The sequence below is a fragment of the Nocardioides sp. PD653-B2 genome, assembly GCF_002117935.1.
GTDB lineage: Bacteria > Actinomycetota > Actinomycetes > Propionibacteriales > Nocardioidaceae > Nocardioides.
On sequence record NZ_BDJE01000029.1, the window covers coordinates 24,033 to 50,227 of the forward strand.

At 70.9% G+C, this 26,195-nt stretch carries 24 protein-coding genes; 16 read left to right on the plus strand and 8 right to left on the minus strand.

From position 1 onward, the window contains the following. Nucleotides 1-61 precede the first annotated feature (61 nt). Nucleotides 62-2,878 carry a preprotein translocase subunit SecA gene (secA, locus tag PD653B2_RS13340; protein WP_085872876.1) on the plus strand — a complete coding sequence of 939 codons (2,817 nt, stop codon included), beginning with the start codon at nt 62-64 and terminating at the stop codon, nt 2,876-2,878. Nucleotides 2,879-2,984: 106 nt separating this feature from the next. Here the strand turns inward: secA and PD653B2_RS13345 are convergent, their stop codons facing one another. Both PD653B2_RS13345 and PD653B2_RS13350 read right to left on the minus strand, forming a co-directional pair. Continuing rightward, complete coding sequence (locus tag PD653B2_RS13345) at nt 2,985-3,497, minus strand: Rv3235 family protein (RefSeq protein WP_085872877.1); 513 nt, start codon at nt 3,495-3,497, stop codon at nt 2,985-2,987. A 28-nt stretch (nt 3,498-3,525) separates the two neighbouring features. Further along, nucleotides 3,526-4,158, minus strand: a complete 633-nt coding sequence (locus PD653B2_RS13350) for a LysM peptidoglycan-binding domain-containing protein (protein WP_085872878.1) — start codon at nt 4,156-4,158, stop codon at nt 3,526-3,528. A gap of 130 nt (nt 4,159-4,288) precedes the next feature. Between PD653B2_RS13350 and PD653B2_RS13355 the strand changes: the two genes are divergently transcribed. After that, nucleotides 4,289-4,822, plus strand: coding sequence for a hypothetical protein (locus tag PD653B2_RS13355; protein WP_085872879.1), 534 nt, complete (start codon nt 4,289-4,291; stop codon nt 4,820-4,822). Between the two features lie 177 nt (nt 4,823-4,999). Here PD653B2_RS13355 and PD653B2_RS13360 read toward each other — a convergent pair whose 3' ends face one another. From PD653B2_RS13360 to PD653B2_RS13375, 4 genes are read right to left on the minus strand one after another with little or no spacing between them, the layout of a single operon-like run. Further along, nucleotides 5,000-5,335 (minus strand): sec-independent translocase, encoded by a 336-nt coding sequence (locus tag PD653B2_RS13360; protein ID WP_085872880.1) that lies wholly within the window; start codon nt 5,333-5,335, stop codon nt 5,000-5,002. Between the two features lie 3 nt (nt 5,336-5,338). Then, entirely contained in the window at nt 5,339-6,502 is a 1,164-nt protein-coding gene (locus PD653B2_RS13365; RefSeq protein ID WP_085872881.1) for an Mrp/NBP35 family ATP-binding protein, read from the minus strand. Between the two features lie 11 nt (nt 6,503-6,513). Further along, on the minus strand, nt 6,514-7,062 hold the full coding sequence (locus PD653B2_RS13370) for a DUF1003 domain-containing protein (protein WP_085872882.1): 549 nt from the start codon (nt 7,060-7,062) through the stop codon (nt 6,514-6,516). Then, complete coding sequence (locus PD653B2_RS13375; RefSeq protein ID WP_085872883.1) at nt 7,055-8,329, minus strand: magnesium transporter MgtE N-terminal domain-containing protein; 1,275 nt, start codon at nt 8,327-8,329, stop codon at nt 7,055-7,057. Before PD653B2_RS13375 ends, PD653B2_RS13370 begins: the two co-directional genes overlap by 8 nt. A gap of 76 nt (nt 8,330-8,405) precedes the next feature. Between PD653B2_RS13375 and PD653B2_RS13380 the strand changes: the two genes are divergently transcribed. The 12 genes from PD653B2_RS13380 (at nt 8,406) to PD653B2_RS13435 (ending at nt 20,727) form a co-directional block, all read left to right on the plus strand. Then, the gene (locus tag PD653B2_RS13380) at nt 8,406-9,545 is read left to right on the plus strand and encodes a hypothetical protein (protein WP_085872884.1); all 1,140 of its coding nucleotides are present in this window, start codon (nt 8,406-8,408) and stop codon (nt 9,543-9,545) included. Between the two features lie 81 nt (nt 9,546-9,626). Next, the gene (locus PD653B2_RS13385) at nt 9,627-10,706 is read left to right on the plus strand and encodes an endonuclease/exonuclease/phosphatase family protein (RefSeq protein ID WP_085872885.1); all 1,080 of its coding nucleotides are present in this window, start codon (nt 9,627-9,629) and stop codon (nt 10,704-10,706) included. Between the two features lie 83 nt (nt 10,707-10,789). Further along, nucleotides 10,790-12,010 (plus strand): phospholipase D-like domain-containing protein, encoded by a 1,221-nt coding sequence (locus PD653B2_RS13390; RefSeq protein ID WP_133059022.1) that lies wholly within the window; start codon nt 10,790-10,792, stop codon nt 12,008-12,010. A 110-nt stretch (nt 12,011-12,120) separates the two neighbouring features. Further along, entirely contained in the window at nt 12,121-13,695 is a 1,575-nt protein-coding gene (locus PD653B2_RS13395) for a class I SAM-dependent methyltransferase (RefSeq protein ID WP_165763466.1), read from the plus strand. Next, a complete protein-coding gene (locus PD653B2_RS13400; RefSeq protein WP_085872888.1) occupies nt 13,686-13,904 on the plus strand; it encodes a DUF6752 domain-containing protein in 219 nt (72 codons plus the stop codon). Before PD653B2_RS13395 ends, PD653B2_RS13400 begins: the two co-directional genes overlap by 10 nt. A gap of 4 nt (nt 13,905-13,908) precedes the next feature. Continuing rightward, nucleotides 13,909-14,967, plus strand: coding sequence for a hypothetical protein (locus PD653B2_RS13405; protein ID WP_085872889.1), 1,059 nt, complete (start codon nt 13,909-13,911; stop codon nt 14,965-14,967). Nucleotides 14,968-15,053: 86 nt separating this feature from the next. Beyond that, complete coding sequence (locus PD653B2_RS13410; protein ID WP_242665276.1) at nt 15,054-16,403, plus strand: phospholipase D-like domain-containing protein; 1,350 nt, start codon at nt 15,054-15,056, stop codon at nt 16,401-16,403. Nucleotides 16,404-16,407: 4 nt separating this feature from the next. Further along, the gene (locus tag PD653B2_RS13415) at nt 16,408-17,439 is read left to right on the plus strand and encodes a hypothetical protein (protein WP_085872890.1); all 1,032 of its coding nucleotides are present in this window, start codon (nt 16,408-16,410) and stop codon (nt 17,437-17,439) included. A gap of 55 nt (nt 17,440-17,494) precedes the next feature. Continuing rightward, nucleotides 17,495-18,691, plus strand: a complete 1,197-nt coding sequence (locus PD653B2_RS13420; protein ID WP_085872891.1) for an acyl-CoA dehydrogenase family protein — start codon at nt 17,495-17,497, stop codon at nt 18,689-18,691. Between the two features lie 121 nt (nt 18,692-18,812). After that, complete coding sequence (locus tag PD653B2_RS13425) at nt 18,813-19,856, plus strand: endonuclease/exonuclease/phosphatase family protein (RefSeq protein ID WP_085872892.1); 1,044 nt, start codon at nt 18,813-18,815, stop codon at nt 19,854-19,856. Nucleotides 19,857-19,945: 89 nt separating this feature from the next. Continuing rightward, complete coding sequence (locus tag PD653B2_RS13430; protein WP_085872893.1) at nt 19,946-20,128, plus strand: DUF5302 domain-containing protein; 183 nt, start codon at nt 19,946-19,948, stop codon at nt 20,126-20,128. Between the two features lie 68 nt (nt 20,129-20,196). Then, complete coding sequence (locus tag PD653B2_RS13435; RefSeq protein ID WP_085872894.1) at nt 20,197-20,727, plus strand: MaoC family dehydratase; 531 nt, start codon at nt 20,197-20,199, stop codon at nt 20,725-20,727. A gap of 109 nt (nt 20,728-20,836) precedes the next feature. Here the strand turns inward: PD653B2_RS13435 and PD653B2_RS13440 are convergent, their stop codons facing one another. Then, nucleotides 20,837-22,009, minus strand: coding sequence for an MFS transporter (locus PD653B2_RS13440; protein WP_085872895.1), 1,173 nt, complete (start codon nt 22,007-22,009; stop codon nt 20,837-20,839). 120 nt (nt 22,010-22,129) lie between these two features. Here PD653B2_RS13440 and PD653B2_RS13445 point away from each other — a divergent pair, with 120 nt between their 5' ends. Continuing rightward, nucleotides 22,130-24,085, plus strand: a complete 1,956-nt coding sequence (locus PD653B2_RS13445) for a CASTOR/POLLUX-related putative ion channel (protein WP_085872896.1) — start codon at nt 22,130-22,132, stop codon at nt 24,083-24,085. A 26-nt stretch (nt 24,086-24,111) separates the two neighbouring features. Next, nucleotides 24,112-24,669: a histidine phosphatase family protein gene (locus PD653B2_RS13450; protein ID WP_089503965.1), complete on the plus strand. Its 558-nt coding sequence runs from the start codon at nt 24,112-24,114 to the stop codon at nt 24,667-24,669. Nucleotides 24,670-24,742: 73 nt separating this feature from the next. Here PD653B2_RS13450 and PD653B2_RS13455 read toward each other — a convergent pair whose 3' ends face one another. Further along, nucleotides 24,743-25,993, minus strand: a complete 1,251-nt coding sequence (locus PD653B2_RS13455; protein WP_085872898.1) for an HNH endonuclease signature motif containing protein — start codon at nt 25,991-25,993, stop codon at nt 24,743-24,745. Between the last annotated feature and the right edge of the window lie 202 nt (nt 25,994-26,195).

The following is a 26,195-nucleotide window of genomic DNA, read 5'->3' on the forward strand; positions in this document are numbered from 1 at the left end:
GGCCCGCTTCGCGCGCTGGGTAGAGTGGCGCCGCTGTCCCATACCTAGGAGTCACCCACCCGTGCCTGCCATTCTCGACAAGCTCCTCCGCATCGGCGAGGGCAAGATCCTGCGCCAGCTCGAGGCCATCTCGCGGGCCGTGAACGCCATCGAGGACGACTTCGTCGCGATGACCGACGACGAGCTCCGGGGCATGACTGCCGAGTTCAAGGAGCGCCTCGCCAACGGCGAGACGCTCGACGACCTGATGCCCGAGGCGTTCGCGACCGTCCGCGAGGCCTCGAAGCGCGTCACCGGCATGCGTCCCTTCGACGTCCAGGTGATGGGCGCGGCTGCGCTCCACCTCGGCAACATCGCCGAGATGAAGACCGGTGAGGGCAAGACCCTCGTCGCCGTGATGCCGTCGTACCTCAACGCGCTCGCCGGCAAGGGCGTCCACGTGGTCACGGTCAACGACTACCTGGCCAAGTTCCAGTCCGAGATGATGGGCCGGATCCACCACTTCCTCGGCCTCACCGTCGGCGTGATCCTCCCCGACATGCGGCCCGACGAGCGCCGCCTCGCCTACAACTGCGACATCACCTACGGCACCAACAACGAGCTCGGCTTCGACTACCTGCGCGACAACATGGCCGGCTCCATCGAGGAGTGCGTCCAGCGCGGTCACGCCTTCGCCGTCGTCGACGAGGTCGACTCGATCCTCATCGACGAGGCCCGCACCCCGCTCATCATCAGCGGTCCCACGCAGGACGAGGTGAAGTGGTACGGCGAGTTCGCGAGGCTCGTCCGCACCCTCGTCAGGGATGAGGACTACGAGGTCGACGAGAAGAAGCGCACGATCTCCGTGCTCGAGGACGGCATCACGAAGGTCGAGGACCACCTCGGCATCGAGAACCTCTACGAGTCCGCGAACACCCCGCTGATCTCCTTCCTCAACAACTCGATCAAGGCCAAGGAGCTCTTCCACAACGACAAGGAGTACGTCGTCATCAACGGCGAGGTGCTCATCGTCGACGAGCACACCGGCCGGATGCTGGCGGGTCGTCGCTACAACGACGGCCTGCACCAGGCGATCGAGGCGAAGGAGGGCGTCGAGGTCCGCGAGGAGTACCAGACGCTCGCGACCGTCACGCTCCAGAACTACTTCCGCCTCTACGAGAAGCTGTCCGGCATGACCGGTACGGCCATGACCGAGGCCTCGGAGTTCGACAAGATCTACGAGCTCGGCGTCGTCCCGATCCCGACCAACAAGCCGATGCGCCGCGTCGACCAGCCCGACCTCGTCTACCGGACCGAGGACGCGAAGTACGACGCGGTCGTCGACGACATCGCCGAGCGGCACGAGAAGGGCCAGCCGATCCTGGTCGGCACCGTCTCGGTCGAGAAGTCCGAGCACCTCTCGGCGCAGCTCCGCAAGCGCGGCATCCCCCACTCCGTCCTGAACGCCAAGGTGCACGCCGACGAGGCGAAGATCGTCGCGCTCGCCGGCCACAAGGGCGCCGTCACGGTCGCCACGAACATGGCCGGTCGAGGCACCGACATCATGCTCGGCGGCTCGGTGGAGTTCCTCGCCGACGAGGAGCTGCGCAAGAAGGGCATCTTCCCGGCCGGTGAGACGGCCGAGCAGTACGAGGCCGAGTGGCCGACCACGCTCGAGCGGATCAAGGCCCAGGTCGGCAACGAGCACGACGAGGTGCGCGAGCTCGGCGGCCTCTACGTCGTCGGCACCGAGCGCCACGAGTCGCGCCGGATCGACAACCAGCTCCGCGGTCGCTCCGGCCGTCAGGGTGACCCGGGCGAGTCCCGGTTCTACCTGTCGCTGCAGGACGAGCTGATGCGTCTCTTCAAGTCCGACTGGGTCGACCGGGTGCTCCAGGTCCTCAAGATCCCGGACGACGTCCCGATCGAGAACAAGCGCGTCACCAGCGCGATCGCCAACGCCCAGGGCCAGGTCGAGTCGCAGAACTTCGAGTCCCGCAAGAACGTCCTCAAGTACGACGACGTGATGGACCGCCAGCGCAAGGTGATCTACGCCGAGCGTCGCGAGGTCCTCGAGGGCAAGGACATGCAGGAGCAGATCCGCACGTTCCTCGACGACACGGTCACCGGTTACGTCATGGGCGCGACCGAGGAGTTCGCGGAGGAGTGGGACCTCGAGGCCCTGTGGACCGCACTGCGCCAGATCTACCCGGTCAGCCTGGACTACACGGCGATCGAGGAGGAGCACGGTGGTCGCGCCAACCTCGACCGCGACGACCTCATCGAGGCGCTCAAGGCCGACGCCCACGCGGCGTACGACCGTCGCGAGGAGGAGATCGGCGAGACCGTGATGCGCGAGCTCGAGCGTCGCGTGGTCCTCTCCGTGCTCGACCGCAAGTGGCGTGAGCACCTCTACGAGATGGACTACCTGCGCGAGGGCATCTACCTGCGCGCCTACTCGCAGCGCGACCCGCTCGTCGAGTACCAGCGCGAGGGCTTCGAGATGTTCTCCGCGATGATGGACGGGATCAAGGAGGAGGCCGTCGGCTTCCTGTTCAACCTCGACGTCCAGGTCGAGGAGGAGGTCGAGGAGATCGAGGAGGAAGAGGTCCTCGAGCCGATGCGCCAGGCCGTGCCGTCCGGTGAGAACCTCACCCGCGAGGCGCCGCACATCCACGCCAAGGGTCTCGACCGCCCGAACCCTCCGCAGAACCTGACCTACACCGCGCCGTCCGAGGACGGCCAGGCCGAGGTCAAGGGCGTCACCGCGACCGACGAGGACGACGAGTTCGCCGGTGTCGGTCGCAACGACAAGTGCCCGTGCGGCTCCGGCAAGAAGTACAAGATGTGCCACGGCCGCCCCGGCGGACCCACGGGGCTGACGGCTCGCATCTCGTGACGCCCGGTGGTTGAGGTGCGAGGGCGTTCTGCGCCTGAGCCTCGAAACCACCTGACGTGAAGGCAGGGCGGTGACCACCATCGGTGGTCACCGCCCTGGTCTGTCTCTATGCAAACTCCAGGGCGGTGCAGCACCACCGCCGGTCGGTGTTCTCGAAACGGGCGGCGAGCGCGCGCGAGCGCTCGCCGTACCGCACGTGCACGCTGACCTCGACCACCTGACGGCTCAGGAAGCAGGTGTGCACGCCCAGGACCTTGGGCCGGACGGGCTGCACGCGCCCCTGGCCGGGCTGGTGCCGCCCGGCGCGGGCGACGAGCTGGGCGCGGCGCTCGAGGTCGAGGTAGACGTCGCGCGAGCTCCAGCGCAGCAGCTGGGTGACCGGGCGGTCACCGCCGACGATCTCGACCGCGGCCTGGGCGTAGCGGCGCGACCACTGCTCGATGCCGCGGCGCAGCGGCAGCTCGATGGCGATGATGTCCGCGGCCGCCCGGCCGGGGGTGTGGTCGGGCTCGGGCGGGTCGTGCCGCGGCTGGAGGTCGAGGGCGAGGGTGCCCTGGACGCTGGCGAGCGGGGCCGGTGCCCGCAGCGGGACGACGCGGGCGGAGCCGTGCTGGGTCATGGTGGTACCTCCGAGATGGCGCGACGGGTCACCCGGTGGGCAGCCGGAGTCGCTGGGCGGGTCGGATCAGATCGGGGTCGGCCCCGATGACGGCGCGGTTGAGCTCGTAGATCTCGTGCCACCGGGCGGTGATCGCGGCGTCGTCGGCCGTCGGCCCGAGCTCGCGCTGAGCGATCGCCCACAAGGTGTCGCCGGGCGCTACCTCGACCACCTCCACCGCCGGCCGCTTCGGTGCGACCGCCCGGTCCGGGAGCGGCAGGCCGGCGATCACGACGGCCGCCGTCTGGGGCGTGTGGTCGCGGTGGTCCTCAGCAGTCGAGGCGTGCGCCGGACCGGCGAGGCCGGCGAGGACCGCTACCCCGCAGGCCGTGAGGACCAGGCGGCGCAGCGGCCCGGGCACGCCGGGGACGGGCCGGGGGAGCCCGCGGAGCGCCTCGACGACGACGATCGAGGTCACCAGCCAGAGCCAGGCGACCGCCACCAGTGCGGCGCCCGCGCAGACGAGGAGGAGCAACCGGTCGAAGGGCGGCTCCGGCGCGGTGAGCGCGCCACCCGCCTCACTGAGCACGCTGACCAGCAGCCGGGCTGCGAGCGCGGCGGCCGCTGTGGCGATGGTCCACACCGCCGCGCAGCGGGCGGTGGACGCAGTGCGAGCGATCATCCCGAGAGCCAATCCGTGTGTTTGCTTCTATTTGCTTCAGGAAACGCCTTTTTACCTTGGTAGTCAACAGTTTCTCCACAGTGGAGATCGGCCACTGTCCTGGTCGGGGGAGGCGTGGCAGGGTCGGCCCATGGCGTGGGAGGAAGAGCTGTTCGCGGTGCTCGACGACCTCGAGCAGCAGGCCGAGGCGCTCTACGACGCCGAACGGGACGCGGACCTGGCGGACCGCAGCCGCGCGGAGTACCAGCAGGTCGGCCTCGCCAGCCGGCTGATGGCGTCCGTCGACCTGCCGGTCCGGCTCGAGGTGCTCGGCGTCGGTCCGGTCAGCGGCACGCTCGACCGCGTGGCCGCGGGGTGGTGCCTGGTCGGCACCGGCGACCAGGACTGGGTGATCCGCCTGGACGCCGTGACCGTCGTCCGCGGCGCCTCCGCCCGCTCACTGCCCGAGGTTGCGTGGTCGCCGGTCTCGAGGCTCGGCCTCGGCTCGGCGCTGCGTCGGATCGCCGACACCGGCGAGCGCTGCGTGCTCCGGCTCGTCGACGGCACCGCCCACGACGCCGTCCTGCGCAGGGTCGGCGCCGACTTCGTGGAGGCCACGGTAGGGGAGGGTCATCCCGTCCTGGTGCCCTTCGCCGCCCTCGCGGCGGTGCAGAGCCGGGAGTGATCGCCGAGCCGGGGTGACTTTCCCCCAGAACAAGGTCGAGTCGGCGCCAGTTTCCTCAAGAACAGGGTCGACTCGGCACGTTGCCGGAAACTGGCGCCGACTCGGCGGGTCCCGGCGGGGAAACTGGCGCCGACTCGGCGGGTCCCGCGGGGAAACTGGCGCCGGGTCGGCGGAGGGTCAGGTGGCGTCGGCGTCGTACGGCGGGATCTCGCCGTCGACGATCGGCCGCAGCCCGCGTCGCGTGGTCCGCTTCGGGGGCTCGTCCGTGTCCTCCAGGGCCTCGGCGATGTGGCGCTTCACGATGGTGCGCGGGTCGAGGTCGCTGAGCTCGAGGTCGGCGTACTCCGGGCCGAGCTCGGCGCGCAGCTCGTCGCGGGCGTTGTTGGCGAGGATCTTGGCCTTGCGGACCAGCTGGCCGGCCTGGCGCGCGAGGTCGGGCAGCTTGTCGGGGCCGAAGACGAGCACGGCCACGAACGCGATGACTGCGAACTCCGGCAGGCCGATCCCGAACACGGGCTAGAACTTACTCGTCGGCGTCAAGCCGAGCTGCATGCCGGCCAGGCCGCGACCACGCCCGCTCAGCTTCTCGGCGATCGCGGTGAGCTCGAGCGCACCGGGGGCGGTGGGGTCGGAGTCGACGATCGGCTTGCCGGCGTCGCCACCCTCCCGGAGGGAGACGTCGATCGGGATCCGGCCGATGACGGGCACGTCGTACCCGAAGCGGGTGGAGAGGGTGTCGGCAACCCGGTCGCCGCCGCCGCTGCCGAAGATCTCGAGCCGGTGCTCGGTGCCGGTCTCGGCGCAGTGGGGGCAGGGCAGGAAGCTCATGTTCTCGACGACGCCCACGACCCGCTGGTGCATCATCGAGGCCATCGTGCCGGCCCGCTCGGCGACCTCGGCGGCCGCCTCCTGCGGGGTGGTCACCACGACGACCTCGGCGCCCGGGAGGTGCTGGCCGAGCGAGATCGCCACGTCGCCGGTGCCCGGCGGCAGGTCGAGGAGCAGCACGTCGAGGTCGCCCCAGTAGACGTCGGCGAGCATCTGGACCAGTGCCCGGTCGAGCATCGGACCCCGCCAGGCGACCACCTGGTCGCGGCGCGGCTTCAGCATCCCGATCGAGATGACCGAGACGCCGCTCGAGGTCGGCACGGGCATGATCAGGTCGTCGACCTGGGTGGGCCGGTGGTCGGCGACGCCGAGCATCGCCGGGACGGAGTGGCCGTAGATGTCGGCGTCGACGATGCCGACCCGCAGGCCCTGCTTGGCCATCGCCAGCGCGAGGTTGACGGTCACCGACGACTTGCCGACCCCGCCCTTGCCGCTGGCGATCGCGAACACCTTGGTCAGGTTGCCCGGCTGCGCGAACGGGATCTCCCGCTGCGCCTGGCCGCCGCTCAGCGTCTCCTTGAGGCCGGCGCGCTGCTCGGCGGTCATCACGCCGAGCTGGAGGTCCACGCCGGTGACCCCGGGGACCTTGCCGACCGCACCCGTGACGTCGCGGGTGATGGTGTCCTTGAGCGGGCAGCCGGCCACGGTGAGCAGCACGGTCACGTGCACGAGAGCGTCGTCGTCGATGACGACGGAGTCGACCATGCCGAGCTCGGTGATCGGCCGCTTGATCTCGGGGTCGTTGACGGTCGCGAGAGCGGCGTTGACCTGCTCGAGAAGAGGAGTGCTCATGATCCCCGAGTCTAGGCGCTGGGTGTCTCTGGTTCGTCGCCGCCCGCGTGACTCTGGGCACGCTCAGCCAGCTCGGCGCGCTCGTCGAGGTCGCTGAGCAGCGACCTCAGCTCCGAGCGGAGGAAGTCGCGGGTCGCGACCTCGCCGACGGCCATCCGCAGCGACGCCACCTCGCGAGCCAGGAACTCCATGTCCGCGTGGGCGCGGAGGTTGGCCTGCCGGTCCTGCTCGGCGACGACCTTGTCGCGCTGCTCCTGCCGATTCTGGGCGAGCAGGATGAGCGGTGCGGCGTACGACGCCTGCAGGCTCAGCATCAGCGTCAGGAAGATGAAGGGGTAGTCGTCCCAGCGCATCTCCTCGGGCGCGAGGAGGTTCCAGCAGAACCAGACCACCACAAACGCCGTCATCCACATCAGGAACTTGGCGGTGCCCATGTAGCGCGCGAACTGCTCGGCGAAGCTGCCGAAGGCGTCCGCGTCGTAGGACGGGCGCCGGACCAGCGGGCGCCGGGTCTCCTTCGGCGTGTCCAGGCGGGCGCGGGGCGGACGTCCCTCAGCCACGGCGCACCCCCTGCGACCGGTCGGTCGAGCGGATCGCCCGGTCGCGCCAGTTCTCCGGGAGCATGTGGTCGAGCAGGTCGTCGACGCTCACGGCGCCGAGCAGGTGCCCGTGGTCGTCCACGACCGGCGCCGCGACCAGGTTGTACGTCGCCAGGTGGGCGGCCACCTGGTCGATGGTCGCCTCGGGCCGCAGCGGGTCCATGGAGTCGTCGAGGACGCCCGCCACGAGCGTCGACGGAGGCTCTCGCAGCAGCCGCTGGATGTGGGCGACGCCGAGGAACCGCCCGGTCGGGGTCTCGAGCGGCTGGCGGCAGACGTAGACCAGCGCGGCGAGCGCCGGGGTGAGCTCCGGGTTGCGCACGTGGGCGAGCGCATCGGCGATCGTCGCGTCCGGGCCGAGGATCACCGGCTCGGGGGTCATCATGCCGCCGGCGGTGTTCTCGACGTACGACATCAGCCGCTTGACGTCGTCGGCCTCCTCGGGCTCCATCAGCTCGAGCAGCGCGGCCGCGGTCTCGGGCGGCAGGTCGGCCATCAGGTCGGCGGCGTCGTCGGGCGACATCTCCTCGAGGACGTCGGCGGCGCGCTCGGAGTCCAGGTGCTCGAGGATCTCGACCTGGTCCTCCTCGGGCAGCTCCTCGAGGACGTCGGCGAGCCGTTCGTCGTCGAGGGCCGCGACGACCGCACGGCGGCGCTCGGGGGGCAGGTCGTGGATCATGTTGGCGGCGTCGGCCGCTCGCATCTCGTTCAGCGAGGCGATCAGGTGGGTGGCGCCCTGGGTCTCGTCGCGCTGGGTCAGCCCCTCGACGTCGCGCCACTCGCACACGTAGGTCTGGCCGCGGCGCCGCAGCGCCTTCGCCGGCTCCTGGAGCGCGACCCGGCTGAGCACCCAGTCCCGGTTGCGGGCCTGCTCCATCGCGACGTCGTAGACCGTGCCCGTGATCCCGGTGCTCGGGACGAACACCGTCTTGTCGAGCATCTGCCCGATCACCAGGGTCTCGGTGGGGCGCTGCTCGAAGCGGCGCATGTTCAGCAGGCCGGTCGTGTAGACCTGCCCGCTGTCGATGTTCGTGACCCGGGTCATCGGCACGAAGATCCGGCGCCGGCCGAAGACCTCGGCCACGAGGCCGAGCACGCGCGGCTGCTGGACCTCCGAGCGGACCGCCACCACGAGATCTCGCACCTTGCCGACCTGGTCCCCCTGGGGGTCGAAGATCGGCAGCCCGACCAGGCGGGCTGCGTAGACGCGGGAAGGGGCGGTGCTCACGTCCCCACACGCTACCGGCCGGAGGGGTGTGCGGCCCGCACGGTGGCACCATGTCCCCGTGCCGGATTCTGGAGAGGTGCACCCCCCTCGCGTCGTCCTCCACGTCGGGCTGCCCAAGACCGGCACCACCTTCCTCCAGGGACTGCTCGCCGAGAACCGCGACCGGCTGCGCACCGCGGGCGTGCTCTACCCCTTCGTCCGGCCCGGTGCGATGTTCCACGGGGCCGTCGAGATCCGGGGCAGCCACGCCAAGTTCGGCCTGACCGCGGACGAGGTCGCGGGCACCTGGGCGGCGCTGTGCGACCGCGCCCGGAGCTTCGCCGGTACGACGGTCCTCAGCCACGAGGTGCTGGCCGGTGCGACCCCCGGCCAGGTCGCGGCCGCGCTCGCCCCGCTCGCCGGGCTCGAGGTGCACGTCGTCGTCACCGCCCGCGACCTCGGCCGCCAGGCGACCGCGCACTGGCAGGAGGAGGTGAAGCTCGGCGCGACCTTCTCCTTCGCCGAGTTCGAGCGAGACCAGCTCCGTGCCGACACCGGGCCGGACGCCGGGCCCGACGCGGGCGGTGTCCGACCGCACTTCTGGCACGCCCAGGACTTCGCCGACTGCCTGCGCCGCTGGTCGGCCGGCCTGCCCGCCGACCGCGCCCACCTCGTGGTCGGACCGCCGCCCGGGGCGCCCGCCGACGAGCTCTGGCGTCGCTTCGCCGACGCCGCCGGCATCGACGCGCGCCTGGTCGACGCCTCGTCCGCCCCGCCGGCCAACCCGTCGCTCGGCACCGCCGAGGTCGCGCTGCTCCGCGCGGTCAACGCCCGGCTCGCGGCCTCGCCCGGCGGCCGCCTCGACCCCGCCACCTACAACCGGGTCGTCAAGCGGGCGTACGCCGAGGGCGTGCTGGCCGCGCGCCCCGGGCCGCGGCCGCGCGCGCCCGACGACCTGGGGGACACGCTGCGGACGGCCAGCGACCGCTGGGTGAGCGACGTCCTCGCCGCCGGGCACCGGCTGCACGGCGACCCCGCCGACCTGGCCCCGGTCCTGGCCGGGCCCGGCGACCCGGGACCGGACCGGGTCGAGCTCGTCGACGACCCGGCAGAGGTCGCGGCCCAGCTGATCTCTCAGGTCGCCGCCGCGCCTGCCGATGGGTCCTCCGCAGAGCCTGGCCACGACCCGGCCGCGCGCCGGCCGTGGTGGTCCGGTCGGGGCCGGCGGCGTGATTGAGACCACCCCTGCTCGGGTAGAGTTCGAGCAGCTCAGAGGCCCTCTGGCGACGCTCACCACTCCTCGGAAGGACCGCGAGGCATGTCCAAGCACGCCGACTCGCGCGATCCCGACGAGCGCACCGGCGCGGCGATCGCGACGATCGCCGTGGTCGGCATCCTCGGCGTCGTGGTGTCGGTCCTCGCGATCTTCCATCCCCAGGACCGCAGCCCCTCGGACGCGGCGGCCGACGTCGCGCTGACGAGGCCGCAGGCGAGCGCGGACCGGTCGAGCGGTCCCTCGGCCCCCGAGAGCCAGCGGGTGATCAGGGCCCCGATGATCAAGCCGCAGAAGGTCGGCAAGGTCGGCCGGGCGCTGCGGCACAAGACCGAGAAGGTCGTCCAGCAGGTCCCGACCCAGTTCCGCGTGAGCACCTTCAACGTGCTGGGCGCCTCCCACACCGGAGCCGGCGGCAACAAGCGCGGCTGGGCGTCCGCGCCGACCCGCATGTCGTACGCCGTGTCCGTCCTGCGGACCTACGACGTCGACGTGGTCGGCCTCCAGGAGTTCGAGGAGTCGCAGTACCGCTCGTTCGTCGGCCAGACCGGCGGCGCGTGGGGCGTCTACCCGGGCCTGAGCGGCGACCCGCGGGCGGTCCGCAACTCGATCGCGTGGCGCACCGACACCTGGGAGCTGGTCTCCGCGTCGACCATCCAGATCCCCTACTTCCACGGCAGCAGGGTCCCGATCCCGTCCGTGCGGTTGCGCAACCTCGCCTCCGGCCAGGACGTCTACTTCGTCAACACCCACAACCCGGCGACCACGGGCCGGTGGGGCAACAACGAGCGCTGGCGCGACGTCGCCACGGCGATCGAGATCAACCACATCAACGACCTGCATGCGGCCGGCTTCCCGGTCGTGATGACCGGTGACTTCAACGAGCGCGACGAGGCGTTCTGCAAGATGACCGCCTCCGGCGCGATGACGGCGGCCAACGGCGGCTCGGTCGGACCCGGGTGCGCGCCGCCGCCGGACATGGACGTCGACTGGATCTTCGGCTCCACGGGCATCGTCTTCTCGGGCTTCCTCAGCACCAAGGCCGGGGTCGTCCCGCGGGCCACGGACCACCCGTTCGTGATGTCCGACGCGATGATCCCGGCCCTTCCCGAGCTCGGCCGCTGACGGGTTCCCGCCCGCGGAGGGGTTGTGGCTCGCGGTGCTGGTGTGACAATGGTGAACAGTCCACCCCGGCAAGGAGCCGTCTCGTGAGCGTCCCGACTGTCCGTCCCATCCTCCGTCGCGCGCGTACGGCGATGCTCGCCGGCGCCCTGCTGGCCGCCGTCGCGCTGGTCCCCGGAGCGGGGTCCCCGGCCTCGTCGGCGCCCGGAGCGCCCGCCGCGAAGCCGACAGCCCGGGTCAGCGGCTACCTACCTCCGGCGGGGCCGAACTTCAACAACCCGACCGGGACGCCGGCGCAGCAGCGCAAGCTGCTCCGGCAGGTCATCCGCACGACCAACAGCGCCCCGAGCGGCTCGACCATCCGGATGGCGGTCTTCTCGTTCGGCGACCCACGGACCGCCGACGCGCTGCTGGCGGCCTACCACCGCGGCGTGATCGTGAAGCTGGTCTTCGCCGGCGAGAACGTCTACCCGGCGATGGCCCGGCTCCGCGACGGGATCGGCACCGACACCACCAAGGCGTCGTACGTTGTCATCTGCCAGAACAGCTGTCGCGGCGAGAAGGGGCAGATGCATGCCAAGTACTTCTCGTTCACGAGGGCCGGCGCCGCCAGGTGGGTCACCATGGTCGGCTCGGTCAACCTGACGCAGTACAACGCGCTCGACCAGTGGAACGACCTCTACACGCGGGTCGGCGACAAGCCGTACTTCCGGGCCTACGGCCGCTGGTTCGGCCAGCTCAAGGACGACCGGCCCGTGGCCCGGGCGTACCTCCACAAGGCGACCGCGGCGGCCGACATCCGGATGACCCCGCTCGACCTGAAGGTCGACACCGACCCGATCGCCGACGCCCTGGCCAAGGTCCGGTGCGAGGTGACGATGGGCGAGCTCGACCCCGACAGCAAGACACCCGACGAGGTCGTCGCGACCGACATCTTCATCAGCACCCACGCGTGGGGGGAGGAGCGCGGCAAGCGGATCGCCTGGCAGGTCGTCCGGCTGCGCGAGGCGGGCTGCCGGGTCCAGGTCTTCTACGGCACCGGCATGGGCGCCGCCGTGCGGTCGATCCTGACGAACAACGGCGCCCAGCTCCGCAAGGGCCACACGCCCGGCATCCGCACCCACCAGAAGGTGCTGATCGTCGACGGTGCCTTCGGCGACGACCTCGACACCGTGCGTGCCTGGACGGGGTCCCAGAACTGGAGCGACAAGGCCGCGAAGCGCGACGACCTGATCGTCCAGATCAACGACCCGGCGGACGCGCAGCGGTACGCCGACCGGTTCGCCTGGATGTGGGACCACGCCTGACGGAGGCGCGGGAGCCGCCATCCTCGGCCTGACCGGCGCGGGTGCGGCGCGGGTGCCTGGTTACGATGACCCGTCCGAATGACCGCACCGACTTCAGGAGACCGACGCCTGTGAGGCGACTGTTCCCTCGGCCCGGCGCCCAGGTCTCCTCCGTCTCGGTCGACGCGGAGGGGATCACCGCCCGGTCCCGCCGCGAGGTGGTCCTCGACGTCTCCTTCGACGGCCGCCGGATCCACTCGTTCTGGCTGCACCGCGACGGCCGGCGCACGTCGGTGCCGCACACCTGGCTCGTGCCGTGGCCCCAGAGCCTCCAGCGCTTCCTCTCCGGCACCACGCGGCTCTCGCTGACCGTCCACGAGACGCAGCAGGTCGTGTTCGAGGAGGAGGTGACCTTCCGCGACGGCACCGACCGGATCGCCGTCGTCAACGCCGCCGGCCAGCCGCTCAGCCTCGACAAGTCACTGAGGCTGGTGCAGACCTTCGACACCCGCAGCGAGCAGCACGTCCGCCCGCTCCTCGACGCCATCGACCACGTGCTCACGGGGCTCGACAGGGCCGGTATCCAGGCGTTCCTCGCCTACGGCACGCTGCTCGGCGCGGTGCGCGACGGCGGGCTGATCGGCCACGACAGCGACGCCGACCTCGGCTACGTCAGCAAGCACGAGCACCCCGTCGACGCGATCCGCGAGTCCTTCCACGTCCAGCGGGCGCTGGTGGAGATGGGCTACCGGATCACTCGCTACTCCGCGCTCGCGTTCAAGGTCGACGTGGTCGAGAGCGACGGCGTCGTGCGCGGGCTCGACGTGTTCGGCGGCTTCATGCGCGACGGGTACCTCCACCTGATGGGCGAGATCCGCACCCCGTTCAAGCGGGAGTGGGTCACCCCGCTCGGCACCGCCTCGCTCGAGGGTCGCGCGTTCCCCGTGCCGGCCGACACCGACCGGTTCCTGGCGGCGACCTACGGGAAGTCGTGGCGGGTGCCGGACCCGGCCTTCCACTTCGCGACCCCCCGCTCGACCCATCGCCGCTTCGACGGCTGGTTCCGCGGCATCCGCGTCCGCCGCCCGCTCTGGGACCGCGTCTACGCCCGCCGGCCCGGCCCGGCCGCCGAGCCCAGCGAGCTGGCTCGCTGGGCAGCGAGCCGGGAGGACCCCGCGACCCCGGTGGTCGACCTCGGCTGCGGCACCGGCACCGACGTGCTGTGGTTCGCCCGGCAGGGCACGCCGGCGACCGGCCTGGACTTCGTGCGCAAGGGATTCGAGCGCGCCGAGGCGGAGGCCACCGCCGAGGGCGTCGACGCCCGCTTCCTGGTCTGCAACCTGCTCGAGCTGCGGTCGGTGCTCGGCACCGGTGCGCTGCTCGCCGCCGACCGCGGCCCGCGGGTCGTCCTCGCCCGGCACCTGGCGGACGGCGTGTCCCGCCGGGCCCGCCTGAACGCCTGGCGGCTGGCGCGGATGGTGCTGCACGACGGCGGCCGGCTCTACGTCGAGTTCCTCGTCCAGCGCGGGGACGGCGACCTGGCCAAGCGCCAGAAGGCCCAGGTCCGCACGTCGCGGATGATCGCCCGGGAGCTGCGCTCCCTGGGTGCCACAATCGTCGAGCGCGACGTCGTACGACTGCCCAGTGGCGACCGGACCGGCCGGTCGCCGGCAAAGATCTGCCGGATGGTGGCGACATGGGAATGAAGAGCATCGTGGGGCGGCTGAAGGCCCCGGCGACGAACGACCTCCGCAAGCGGGTCGCGGCCCTCGAGGCCGAGGTGCAGGAGTGCCGTCAGCTGAACCTGCGGCTCGCCGAGCTCACCGACATCGTGACGGACCTGCTCGTGCCGCTCTCGCGTGGTGACGAGGCGGCGCTGCGGGAGACGCTGGTCAAGTACCAAGAGAGCCTCTGAGGTCGTGGCCGACCGGGTCTTCGTCCACATCGGTCTGCCGAAGACCGGCACGACGTACCTCCAGGGCGTGCTGTGGGACAACCGGGACGTCGTCCGGCGCGACGGCGTGCTGCTCCCGGGGGTCGGCCACCGCGAGCACCTCTGGGCCGCCCTCGACCTCCAGGAGCGCAAGAACCTCCGCAGGCGCAGCCCGCGTGCCGCCGGTGCGTGGGCGCGGCTGCGCGACGAGCTCGCGGCGGCGACCGGCACCGGCCTGATCACCCACGAGTTCTTCTGCGGCGCGTCTCGCGAGCAGGCCCAGCGCCTGGTCGCCGAGCTGGCCCCGGCGGAGGTGCACGTCGTCGTCACCGCCCGGCACGCCGCCGGGATGCTCGCCGCCGGCTGGCAGGAGATGGTGAAGAACGGCGGCACCGCGCGGCTCGACGAGATCCCGCACCGCAAGGGCGCCGGGTCGGAGTTCAGCTGGCGCACCTGGGACCTGCACGGGGTCCTCAAGCGCTGGGGCGACGTCGTCCCCCCGGAGCGCGTGCACGTCTTGCCGATGCCGCGGAAGGGCGAGCCGGCCGACCGGCACTGGCGCAACTTCGCCGGCGTGATCGGGCTGACGTCGGACTACCCGCTGCCGGAGCGGGCCGCCAACCAGTCGCTCGGCGTCGTCCAGGTCGAGCTGCTGCGCCGGGTCAACGGCGAGCTCGAGGCCTTCCGGGGCCCGACCGACCGGGGCCGGTGGATCCGCGGCTACCTGGCCGAGGAGAAGCTGGCCGGCCAGCCGGGCGAGCCGTTCGGGCTCGACGACGACCTCGTCGCCGACTGCCGGCAGCGCTCGGAGCGGGCGGTGCGGCTGATCAGGCGCCGCGGGTACGACGTCGTCGGGGACCTGGACGCCCTCCTCGTCCCGGACGAGCTGCCCGCGCAGCGACTGGTGAGCTCGGTCTCCGACGCGGAACTCGTCGATGCCGCCGGCAAGCTGGTCGCTGTTATGCTCGCCGACGTTCGTGAGATGTCCGGGGGCACGACCTCTCGACGTGCGCGTCGCTCGACGAAGACAGCACCCGCCTCGTGACCGGTTCATTCTCGGGTGCGTGTCGGCGAGCAGAGGTCGTTGGCGCGAGGTCGTTCGCAGCTGTGGGTAGGACGAAGGGTGTGGGTGTGAGGGCGAAGCTCGTGGCGCTGCTCGGTGCTCTGGCGCTGACGGGTTCCCTGATGGCGGCTGTGGTCCCGGCTCAGGCCGGTGACGGCTCCGATGCGTCGGCCGGCTCCGGCGACAAGACGCCGTGGATGCCCGACACCGGTGGGCACTTCAACGACCCCTGGGGCCCGACGGAGTCCAAGTTCCGCATCGAGAAGCAGATCGTCTCGGCGATCCAGCACGCGCGGAAGGGCTCGAAGATCCAGATCGCGGTCTACTCGTTCGACCGCGTGAACGTCGCCCAGGCCCTCCTCAACGCTCACAAGCGCGGCGTCCAGGTGCAGGTCCTGCACAACGACCACCAGTACACGACCGCGATGAAGATGCTGAAGCGCGGGCTCGGCACCAACCGCGGCCACCAGAGCTGGGACTACACCTGCAAGACCGGCTGCCGCAGCCACCAGGGCGTCCTGCACGACAAGATCTACCTCTTCGAGCACACGGGTGGCGCGAAGGACGTCGTGATGACCGGGTCGGCGAACCTCACCGGCAACGCCGCGATCCACCAGTTCAACGACCTGCTGATCAAGGCCGACGACCCGGACTACTACCGGATGATGCTCAAGCTCTTCTGGGAGCTGAAGAAGGACAAGCAGGCCGTCCGGCCCTACGAGCACAAGGAGATCCCGGGTTACCAGCTCTGGGTCATGCCGCACCCCCGCAACACGATCAAGAACGACCCGATGATGGACATCCTGCGCCCGGTCCAGTGCCAGGGGGCCAACGACGGCACCGGCACCTCCGGCCGGACCAAGATCCGGGTCTCGATGCACTCCTGGAACGGCGAGCGCGGCACCTACATCGCGCGCCGGCTGCGCAACCTCTACGCCCAGGGCTGCGACGTCCGGGTGATGTGGGCACTGGGCGGCTCCGGCATGAAGGACGTCCTCGGCCGCAGCACGCCCCGTGGCGAGGCCCCTCGGCACGCCGACGGCTACAACACCGACTGCGACGAGCTGCACGAGGTCGACATGTACAGCCACCAGAAGTACCTGACGATCTCCGGCCACTACGGCGACGACCGCTCCGCGTCGTACGTCTTCACCGGCTCGAGCAACTGGACCCCGTCGGGCATCAGCGGCGACGAGCTGATCCTGCGGGCGCAGGGCCCCAACCTGGTCAAGCAGTGGAACAAGAACTTCGACTTCATCTGGAACCAGCGGTCCCGGCCGGTCGGCGCCAGCCCCGGTCCGGGCTACTACCCGACCCCGCCGAACTGCGAGCAGACGGCCCCCGCGGCGCGGACCGGGGCTCGCGCGACGCAGCCCGACCCGCTGAGGTTCTCGGGCGCGTACTGGGAGAGCGACTGATCGCGTGGCCGAGCGGGTGGTCCTGCACGTCGGGACGATGAAGTCCGGCACGACCTTCCTGCAGAACGTCGTGTCGGCCAACCGCGAGCCGCTGCGCGCCCAGGGCGTCAGCTTCGTGGGTCGTCGGTGGCGCGACCAGATCACCGCCGCCCAGGACGCGATCGAGCACGGCGGGGAGAAGCAGCCCGCCCTGTCGCCCGACGGGCCCTGGTCGCGGATCGTCCGTGAGATCGAGGAGTGGCCGCAGACCGCGCTCTTCTCGGTCGAGTTCTTCGGCGCCCGCAAGGCCACCAAGATCGAGCAGATCGTCGCCTCGCTGGGCGAGAGCCGGGTCACCGTGGTGTTCACGGCCCGCGACCTGGCCCGGACCATCCCGAGCATGTGGCAGGAGTCGGTCCAAAACGGCGGCAAGACCACCTGGGAGGACTACCTGCGCGCGGTGCGCGCCCAGAAGCGCGGCGACCCGGTCGGTGACTCCTTCTGGCGCCAGCAGGGAGTCGCGTCCATGGCCCGGCGCTGGGCCGACGTCGTCGGCGCGGAGAACGTCGTGGTCCTGACGGCCCCGCCGAAGGGCGCCCCGCGCGACCTGCTCTGGAACCGGTACGCCGGTCTGCTCGGCGTCGACCCGGCGTCGTGCAGCCAGGACGTGCCCGCCAACCCCTCGCTGGGGCTCGCCTCGACGATGGTCCTGCGCGCCCTCAACGAGGAGCTCGCCGGAGACCCGCTCGCCCGGAGCGCCTACCACCAGAAGGTGAAGCGGGTGCTCGCCAAGCAGGGGATGGCCCGGCACCGCGCCGACGAGCCGACCCTCGGGCTCGACGAGCCGTGGGTCTACGAACGCTCCGCCGCCCAGATCGCGGCCCTGCGCAGGCTCGGCTGCCCGGTGGTGGGTGACCTCGACGAGCTGACGTCGTACCCCGTGGCCGGTGTCCAGCCCGCCGCGGTCTCGGTCGAGCAGCAGCTGGAGGCCGCCGTCCGCGGGCTCGCGCACGCCGTGCGCGATCTCACGTACTCGAAGAGCCGCAGGACCAAGTAAGTTACTGGCGAGTTCGCTCCTGCGGGAGCGGGATGCCGCCGATCGAGAGGACGTCATGGGTCGCCTGTGTGAGACCGAGGGCCTGAGCGAGGACCAGAGCGAGATCCTGAAGGCGGTGCGGACCTTCGTCGAGGAGAAGATCCTGCCGGTCGCGACCGAGCTGGAGCACGCGGACGAGTATCCGCAGGAGATCGTCGACGGGCTCAAGGAGCTGGGCATCTTCGGGCTGATGATCCCCGAGGAGTACGACGGCCTGGGGGAGTCGCTGCTGACCTACGCCTTGTGCGTCGAGGAGATCGCGCGCGGCTGGATGAGCGTCTCGGGCGTGATCAACACCCACTTCATCGTGGCGTACATGCTGATGCAGCACGGCACGGAGGAGCAGAAGCAGAAGTACCTCCCGAAGATGGCGACCGGCGAGATCCGGGGCTCCTTCTCGATGTCGGAGCCGTCGCTGGGCTCCGACGTCGCGGCCATCCGGACCAAGGCCGTGAAGGGCGACGACGGCAACTACACGATCGACGGCCAGAAGATGTGGCTGACCAACGGTGGCACGTCGAACCTGATCGCGGTGCTGGTCAAGACCGACGAGGGCGCCGACTCGGTCTACAAGAACATGACGACCTTCCTGGTGGAGAAGGAGGTCGGGTACGGCGAGACCGCGCCGGGCCTGACCATCCCCGGCAAGATCGACAAGATGGGCTACAAGGGCGTCGACACGACCGAGGCCGTCTTCGAGGGCCACCAGATCTCCGCCGAGCAGATCCTCGGCGGTGAGCCGGGCAAGGGCTTCTACCAGATGATGGACGGCGTCGAGGTCGGCCGCGTCAACGTGGCGGCCCGCGCGGTCGGCATCGCCAACCGCGCCTTCGAGCTCGGTATCGCCTACGCCCAGCAGCGCGAGACCTTCGGCAAGCCGATCGCCGAGCACCAGGCGATCCTCTTCCGGCTCGCGGAGATGGCGACCAAGGTCGAGACCTCCCACGCGATGATGGTGCGCGCGGCGCGGATCAAGGACCGCGGCGAGCGCAACGACGTCGAGGCCGGGATGGCGAAGATGGTGGCCGCGGAGTACTGCAACGAGGTGGTCCAGGACTCCTTCCGGATCCACGGCGGCTACGGCTACTCCAAGGAGTACGAGATCGAGCGCCTCTACCGCGAGGCGGCGTTCATGCTCATCGGCGAGGGCACCTCCGACATCCAGAAGATGATCATCGGCCGCAGCCTGCTGAAGGACTACCAGCTCCGCTGAGGCCCGCCGGCTGACGCGCGCGCCTCCGGGAATGGGGCGTGTGTGACGGGAGTGACGCTAGAGTGCTCCTGTCACCACAGGTGGTGGTCGGGTGCCATCGCCGCCTTCCCCGGAGGACCCGATGCTGTCCGACCCCCGTTCCCGTGCCCGCCTGACCGTCGTCGCGGCCCTGCTCCTGGGCATCGTCCTCGGCGCCGGTGCCCTGCGCCTCGCCGGCAGCGGCTCACCCGACGACGGAGCGCGCCTGGCGGAGGGCAAGGCCGGCACGTCGCCCTCCCCGACGACGACACCGCCACCGACCACGCCCGGCGTCCCCACCCGGTTCACCGCGAGCTCGCTCAACGTGCTCGGTGCCGACCACACCGACGCGGGTGGCAACAAGCACGGCTGGGCCACCGGCGCGCAGCGGATGAAGTGGCTGACCCAGGTGATCCAGGCCAAGAGCGTCGACGTGATCGGGCTTCAGGAGTTCCAGTACCCGCAGTACCAGACCTTCGTCGCCGAGCTCGGCGACGAGTTCGGCACCTACCCCGGGCTGCTCTGGGGCAAGAAGGGCATGCGCAACTCGGTCGCCTGGCGCCTCGACCAGTGGGAGCTGGTGAGCGGCAGCTGGGTCAAGATCCCGTACTTCCACGGCACGATCCTGCGGATGCCGGTCGTCCTGCTGCGCAACATCCAGACCGGCCAGCAGGTCTACTACTCGTCCTTCCACAACCCCGCCGACGCTCGTGGCAAGGCGGAGAAGTGGCGCGACCAGGCCACCGACCTCGAGATCGCCATGGTCAACCGCCTGCGGACCTCGAGCGGGCTGCCGGTCTTCGTCACCGGTGACATGAACGAGCGCGACGAGTACTTCTGCCGGATGACGGCCGGGACCGACATGCTCGCGGCGAACGGCGGCTACAACGAGGGCGGCAGCTGCGGTCCGACCCGGCCGACGTACATCGACTGGATCTTCGGCTCGCCCGAGACGACCTTCACCGGCTACGAGGCCTTCCGCAGCGCGAAGGTCCGCAAGTCGACGGACCACCCGATGATCATCACCCAGGCCGAGCTGCCGCCGGTGATCACGCCGCCGGACTGCCCGACCACGCCGACGCCCACCCCGACGCCGACCCCGACGCCCACCCCCACGGGCAGCCCGACGCCGAACGTGCCGAGCTGAGGGCCCTGCGGACGAACTGCGTGGCGGATCGGTTGTCCGGCGTGCAAGGCTGGGTGGACTGTCCCCGTTCGACCGCACCAGGAGGAACGATGACCGAATCGAACGCCAACGACGACCTCAAGGCGAAGATGCGCGAGGCCCTCGACCGGAAGAACTCCCGGGAGAAGGGCGTCCACGAGGACGGCCCGCTCAAGGAGAAGGCCCACGGTTCCGAGGTCGTCGGTGGGGCACCGAAGCTGCACCGCCGGAAGGCCGGCGGCGGCGGGTCGTGACAAATGGCACGCACCCGATTGGGTGCGTGCCGGTTCCGGTCCCACGTGAGTACGGGCAGCATGGGCGCATGCAATTCGGTCGAAGCTATGAAGAGTTCGAGGTCGGCGCGACGTACAAGCACTGGCCCGGCAAGACGGTCACCGAGTACGACGACCACCTGTTCTGCCTGCTCACGATGAACCACCACCCCCTGCACCTCGACGCGAACTACGCCGAGGAGACCACGCAGTTCGGGAAGAACGTCGTGGTCGGGAACTACGTCTACTCGATCCTGCTCGGCATGTCGGTGCCCGACATCTCCGGCAAGGCGATCGCCAACCTCGAGGTCGAGTCGCTGCGCCACGTGGCGCCGACGTTCCACGGCGACACGCTCTACGGCGAGACCACCGTGCTCGACAAGACCGAGAGCAAGAGCAAGGACGACCGGGGCGTCGTGTACGTCGAGACCATCGGCTACAACCAGGACGGCAAGGTCGTGTGCATCTTCCGGCGCAAGGTGATGGTGCCGAAGAACAGCTACCTCGAGTCGCGCGGCGGCGAGCAGCCCGGCCGCCCGGTGCCGCAGCCGGACAAGAACTGGAGCGGCCCCCAGACCTAGGTCGGTGCTCGGGCAGCGAGCACCAGCGAGCGTGCGAGACCTGTTCGTCCGGGCTGGTCCCGAGGGACGTCACCGGCCGGAGTCCTGCTCCGGGTGTGCGTCCGGCCGGTCAGGAGGCTGACGGCCGGGGTGCACCGACCCCGACCTTGGCCGCGAAGGCGGGGGCGAGCGGGATGATGCCGAGCACCAGGATCATCGGTACGGCGAAGCCGATCCGCAGCGAGCCCGAGCCGACCAGGCCGGTGAGCACCGAGCCGAGCAGCGCGCCGACGTAGTTGAACTGGTTGAAGCGGGCGATGACCGCGTCGACCCGCGCCTGCCGCACAGCCGGGTCGAACCCCTCGCCGCCCGCGATCTTCGCGGCCGCGGAGAAGCTCAGCGGCGCGACCACCGCGACGCCGGCGCCGAGGACCGTGAAGCCCACGACCGCGACCTGCCAGGTGGGGGAGAAGACCACGACGGCGAGGGCCGCGGCGCCCATCAGGGCGCCGACCCGCAGCACGGGGACCGCGCCGTACCGCGCCACGATGCCGTCGCCGGCCATCCGGACCAGCCCGCTGGCCAGGAGGTAGGGCAGGGCCGCGAGCGCGACGTATCGCTCGGGGGTGGCGAAGGTGTGGTCGAGGAACAGCGGTCCCCAGGTCTGGACGGCCGTGTCGACCATGTAGAAGAGCACCATCCCGAGGCCGACCAGCAGGATCGGACGCCACGGCACGGCGACCTGCGTGGCCAGCTCCGTCGGGCCGTGGTCGCGCGGGAGCAGCGGCCCGAAGGCGACGGCCAGGGGGATCACCGCGACCGCGGCGGTCGCCGCCAGGGGCAGGTCGGTGGTGGCGAGGGTGACGCTGGCGCCGATCACGCCGCCGAGAGTCCAGGCGCCGTGGAAGGACGGCAGGATCGGGCGGTCGTACCGGTGCTCGAGCGCGACCGCCTGCATGTTGGTGGTGGCGTCGACGACGCCCAGGCCGAAGCCGTAGACGCCGATCCCGGCCACGAACATCGCAGCGGACTGTGCGGTGCAGAGCACCGGGACGCCGATCGCGACGACCACCAGGCCGGCGCGCAGCAGCGAGGCGCTGTCGCGGCGCTTGGCGAGTGCCTCGGCGGCCACCGAACCGGCGCCGGCGAGCAGGATCATCATCAGGAGGATCAGCGACAGGGTGGCGTCGGAGAGGTCCCACTTGTCGGTGAACTCCGGCAGCCGGGTCGTCAGGCTGAGGAGGATCAGTCCCTGGGTGAGGAAGCCGGCCGCCACGGCGACGCGGGCCCGGGAGATGTCCATGGGCGGCATCGTGGCACGGGTGCCCCGGGTCGGGCTCCGGTCCGTCCAAAAGCCGTGTCCCGGTGGCCGCCGTGCGGGAGCATTCACCCAGCGCGAGCGTCGCGCGGAGAGTAGGGGACGATGGCACGCACGGGCCAGCAGATGCGGCAGCGGACGGCGAAGGCGATGGCTCAGCCGAAGACGGCGGGGTCCGGCCCTGTTCGGCCGGCCACGACGCCGAAGTCCGGGCTGGGCGACCGCCTGCGCTACCGCTTCGACAACAGCATGGCGCGGGGGACGCCGGCGCTGATCGCCTGGCTGTGTGTCGTCACGCTGGTGCTGATCCTGGTCTTCTCGGTCATCGTCACGCTCTTCGGCCTCAACAAGCAGCAGCAGGGCGACTTCGGGACGTCGATGTTCGGCAACCTGCTGCACGCTCTCGACCCGGGCACGATCGGCGGCGACGGCGGCGGCTGGGACTTCAAGCTCACCATGCTGGTGCTGACCATCGGCGGCCTGTTCGTCGTCAGCGCCCTGATCGGTGTGATCGCAGCGGGCATCGACACCAAGCTCGCCGACCTGCGGCGCGGCCGGTCGATCGTCCTCGAGAAGGACCACACCGTGATCCTCGGGTGGTCGGACTCGATCTTCACGATCGTGCGCGAGCTGACCGTCGCCAACGAGAGCCGCCGCAAGCCGGTGGTCGTGATCCTCGCCGACCGCGACAAGGTCGAGATGGAGGAGGACCTGCGGGCCAAGGTCGACGACTTCCGCGGCACCCGCGTCATCTGCCGGTCCGGCTCGCCGATGGATCTCGACGACCTCGCGCTGAGCAGCCACCAGAGCGCCCGCTCGGTGATCCTGCTCGCCCCGGAGGGCTCCCAGGACCCCGACAGCGAGGTCATCAAGACCCTGCTCGCGCTGACGCACGGCGGCGCCGAGACGCCCCGCATCGTCGCCGAGATCCGCAACCCCACGAACCTCGAGGCCGCCCGCCTGGTCGGAGCCGACCGGACGGTGCTGCTCGACATCCGGGAGACGGTGGCCAAGCTCGTCGTACAGACCTCGCGCCAGTCGGGCGCCGCGGCCGTCTACACCGAGCTGTTCGACTACGACGGCGACGAGATCTACTTCCTCGAAGAGCACTCCCTGGACGGCAAGACGTACGGCGAGGTGTTGCAGGCCTTCGAGGAGGCCTCGGTCATCGGCCTGATCTCGCCGGACGGACCCGAGCTCAACCCGCTGCCCGACACCCGGATCGACGGGCACACGCTCATCGTGGTCGCCGAGGACGACTCGGCGCTGGCCGGCGAGCCGAACTCCGTGACCGTGCCCGACCTCGACCAGCTCGGGACCGGGGCCGGGGAGGAGGAGCACCCGACCCAGGCACTGCTGATCGGCTGGAACGAGCGGGCGCCGATCGTGCTCCGTGAGCTCGACCACTACGCGCCCCCGGGATCGAGCCTCACCGTGCTCACGTCGTTCGGCGTCCCGGCCGTGCCCGGCCTGCGCAACCTCGAGGTCACCGTCGCGCCGGGTCCGACGACCGACCGGGCCACGCTCGAGGAGCACGTGCTCGCAGGCCTCGACCAGGTGATCGTGCTCTGCTACTCCGACGACCTCGAGCCGCAGGCGGCCGACGCCCGCACGTTGGTGACGCTCCTGCACGTGCGCGACATCTTGTCCCGCTACGACTCACCGACGCCGGTCGTCAGCGAGATGCTCGACGACCGCAACCGGGTGCTGGCCCAGGTCGCCCACGTCGACGACGTGGTCGTCAGCGGCGAGATCGTCAGCCTGCTGGTCACCCAGCTCTCCGAGGACCACCGCCTCGAGGCGGTGTTCGGCCAGCTGCTCGGCAACGAGGGGAGCGAGATCTACCTGCGCCCCGCCGAGTGGTACGTCGAGCCGGGCGCCGAGGTCAGCTTCGCGACGATCGTGGCCGGCGCGATCCGGCGCAACGAGACCGCGATCGGCTACAAGTCCGAGTCGCTCGCGGAGGGCGACGTGTCGTTCGGCGTCCGCGTGAACCCGGCCAAGTCGGAGACGTTCCGGGTGCTGCCCGGCGACCGGGTGGTCGTCCTCGCCGACGACTGAGCACGGGCTGCTGTTTGAATGGCGGGGTGAACGAGCTCTGGCTGGTCCGGCACGGCAAGACCCGGTGGAGCGCCGACGGCCGGCACACCTCGACCACCGACGTCCCGCTGCTGCCCGAGGGTGAGGAGGTCGCGGTCGCCCTGCGCGAGCGGCTCGCCGGCGAGCACTTCGCGCTGGTGCTGACCAGCCCCCGGCTGCGGGCCCGCCGTACGGCGGAGCTGACCGGCTACCCCGACGCGGAGGTCGACGACGACCTCGCCGAGTGGGCCTACGGCGACTACGAGGGCATCACGACCGACGAGATCCGCGAGACCGACCCGGGCTGGACGATCTGGACGCACCCGACGCCCGGAGGCGAGACGGCCGAGCAGGTCTCCGCCCGCCTCGACCGGGTCATCGAGCGCGTGCACGCGGTCGAGGGCGCGACCCTCGCCTTCGGCCACGGCCACTCCCTGCGGGCGCTCGCCGCCCGGTGGCTCGGCCTGGAGGTCGTCAGCGGCCGGCACCTCCAGCTGGACACCGCCACCATCTCCGTCCTCGCCTACGAGCGCGAGTCGCCGGTCCTGCGGCACTGGAACTCCTGACCGCTCCCGGTGGGCTGCAGGCGGCCTCGGGTGGCGCGCCGACAGGCCGGCAACGGGGCGGCGGTAGGTCGGCCTATATGCGTCGGGTGAAGCTGATCTTCCCGTCTGGTTGCTGGGTGGTGGTGAACGACGGGTCGTGGGCGCGGGTGTGGTGTTTGGGGCACAGCAGCCTGCCGTCCTTGGCGCTGGTGCCTCCGCCCTTCGACCAGGGGTGGTCGTGGTGGGCGTGGCAGAGTCCGGGTGGCCAGTCGCAGCCGGTGGCGGTGCAGCCCTGGTCTCGGAGGGCCATGGCGATGCGCATGGGGGTGGTGTGGAAGCGGGTCTTGCGGCCGACGTCCAACACCTCGGAGGGTCCGCCGAGGACGGCGGGGATGATGCCGGCTTCGCAGGCCAGGCGTCGGGCGAGTCCGGGGGAGAGGTGTTCGCCGGTGTCCAGGTGGGCGGCCTGCAGGCGGCCCTCCAGGGTCTCGAGGGTCATGGTCACGACCACGGTGGCGTTGAGGCCGCCCGTGTTCGGGAGCTGGTCGACGGGGTAGCGCTGGATGAGCTCGGCGAACGCCCGGCCCATGCGTTCAGGTCCCGGTCGTCGCTCACCGAGGGGGCCCTGGGTGGCTTGGTGCTTGGGTGCGGCGATCGCGAGGAGTGCTTTCTTGAGCATGGCGCCGGTGAGGGCGTCGAGGGTGAACCGGCCGTGCACCCGTCCGTGGCCGTCCTCGGCCATCGTGAACCGGAGCGACTCCTGGGCCGCGCGTTCTTCGCGTTCCAGCAGTTTCGCTTCGCGTTCGTCGGCCTCCTCGGGGGCGATGACCTCGAACAGCCGCCGCCCCAGGATCCGCAGCGTCCTCGCGTCGTGGTGGGCGGCTTCGGCGACCAGGTGACGCTCCGCCTGCTCGACCAACCCGGTGTCGAGGTCGGCGGGGAGCTGCTCGACCGCGGCCACGATGACCTGCGCCTGCTCCACCACGAGATCACCGGCGGCGAGAGCGACCCGGACCGGTTCGTGACCAGCACTCAACGCGGCGGCGAGACCCATCTGCCGGATCGCGTCGCGCCGGGTCTGGTTGGTGGCGTGCGCCCACCACACCGCGGTTGAGGTCGCACCGGAGGACTCGCCCACGGCGGCTTCGTCGGCGTGCGCGGCGACGCGGAGCTTCAGCTCGGTGACCATGGCTTCGAGCTCGGTGCAGGCCACGAGAGTTGATGCGGTTTCGTCGCGGTCCATCGACCAGACGCTGGCGTCGGTGAGGTCGGCGACCTGGGCTCGCATCGACACCACGGCACGGGAGATCACGTGTCGTGGTGGGTTGTGCGTGCTGGTCGCCATACGCATCACTCAACCAGGGACCACCGACAGTCAGGCCCTGACTTCCTGTGGATATCGGGGGTCTGGGGTCACGGTCTGGTAACAGTGTTTCGCCTTTGTCCACAGGGGTTTCGAGAGAGCATCGGTGGTTGAGGAGGTTGCGCAGCAACCGTCTCGAAACCCCCGCAGCCCATGCGCCTGTCTGGGTCCCCGGGGTTTCGAG

Bases quoted from the DNA above. Each gene is read 5' to 3' on its own strand.
- PD653B2_RS13345 (WP_085872877.1), bottom strand. From the start codon at position 3,497: ATGACCCAGCACGGCTCCGCCCGCGTCGTCCCGCTGCGGGCACCGGCC.
- PD653B2_RS13350 (WP_085872878.1), bottom strand. From the start codon at position 4,158: ATGATCGCTCGCACTGCGTCCACCGCCCGCTGCGCGGCGGTGTGGACC.
- PD653B2_RS13355 (WP_085872879.1), top strand. From the start codon at position 4,289: ATGGCGTGGGAGGAAGAGCTGTTCGCGGTGCTCGACGACCTCGAGCAG.
- PD653B2_RS13365 (WP_085872881.1), bottom strand. From the start codon at position 6,502: ATGAGCACTCCTCTTCTCGAGCAGGTCAACGCCGCTCTCGCGACCGTC.
- PD653B2_RS13385 (WP_085872885.1), top strand. From the start codon at position 9,627: ATGTCCAAGCACGCCGACTCGCGCGATCCCGACGAGCGCACCGGCGCG.
- PD653B2_RS13400 (WP_085872888.1), top strand. From the start codon at position 13,686: ATGGGAATGAAGAGCATCGTGGGGCGGCTGAAGGCCCCGGCGACGAAC.
- PD653B2_RS13420 (WP_085872891.1), top strand. From the start codon at position 17,495: ATGGGTCGCCTGTGTGAGACCGAGGGCCTGAGCGAGGACCAGAGCGAG.
- PD653B2_RS13425 (WP_085872892.1), top strand. From the start codon at position 18,813: ATGCTGTCCGACCCCCGTTCCCGTGCCCGCCTGACCGTCGTCGCGGCC.
- PD653B2_RS13430 (WP_085872893.1), top strand. From the start codon at position 19,946: ATGACCGAATCGAACGCCAACGACGACCTCAAGGCGAAGATGCGCGAG.
- PD653B2_RS13435 (WP_085872894.1), top strand. From the start codon at position 20,197: ATGCAATTCGGTCGAAGCTATGAAGAGTTCGAGGTCGGCGCGACGTAC.
- PD653B2_RS13440 (WP_085872895.1), bottom strand. From the start codon at position 22,009: ATGGACATCTCCCGGGCCCGCGTCGCCGTGGCGGCCGGCTTCCTCACC.
- PD653B2_RS13445 (WP_085872896.1), top strand. From the start codon at position 22,130: ATGGCACGCACGGGCCAGCAGATGCGGCAGCGGACGGCGAAGGCGATG.
- PD653B2_RS13455 (WP_085872898.1), bottom strand. From the start codon at position 25,993: ATGGCGACCAGCACGCACAACCCACCACGACACGTGATCTCCCGTGCC.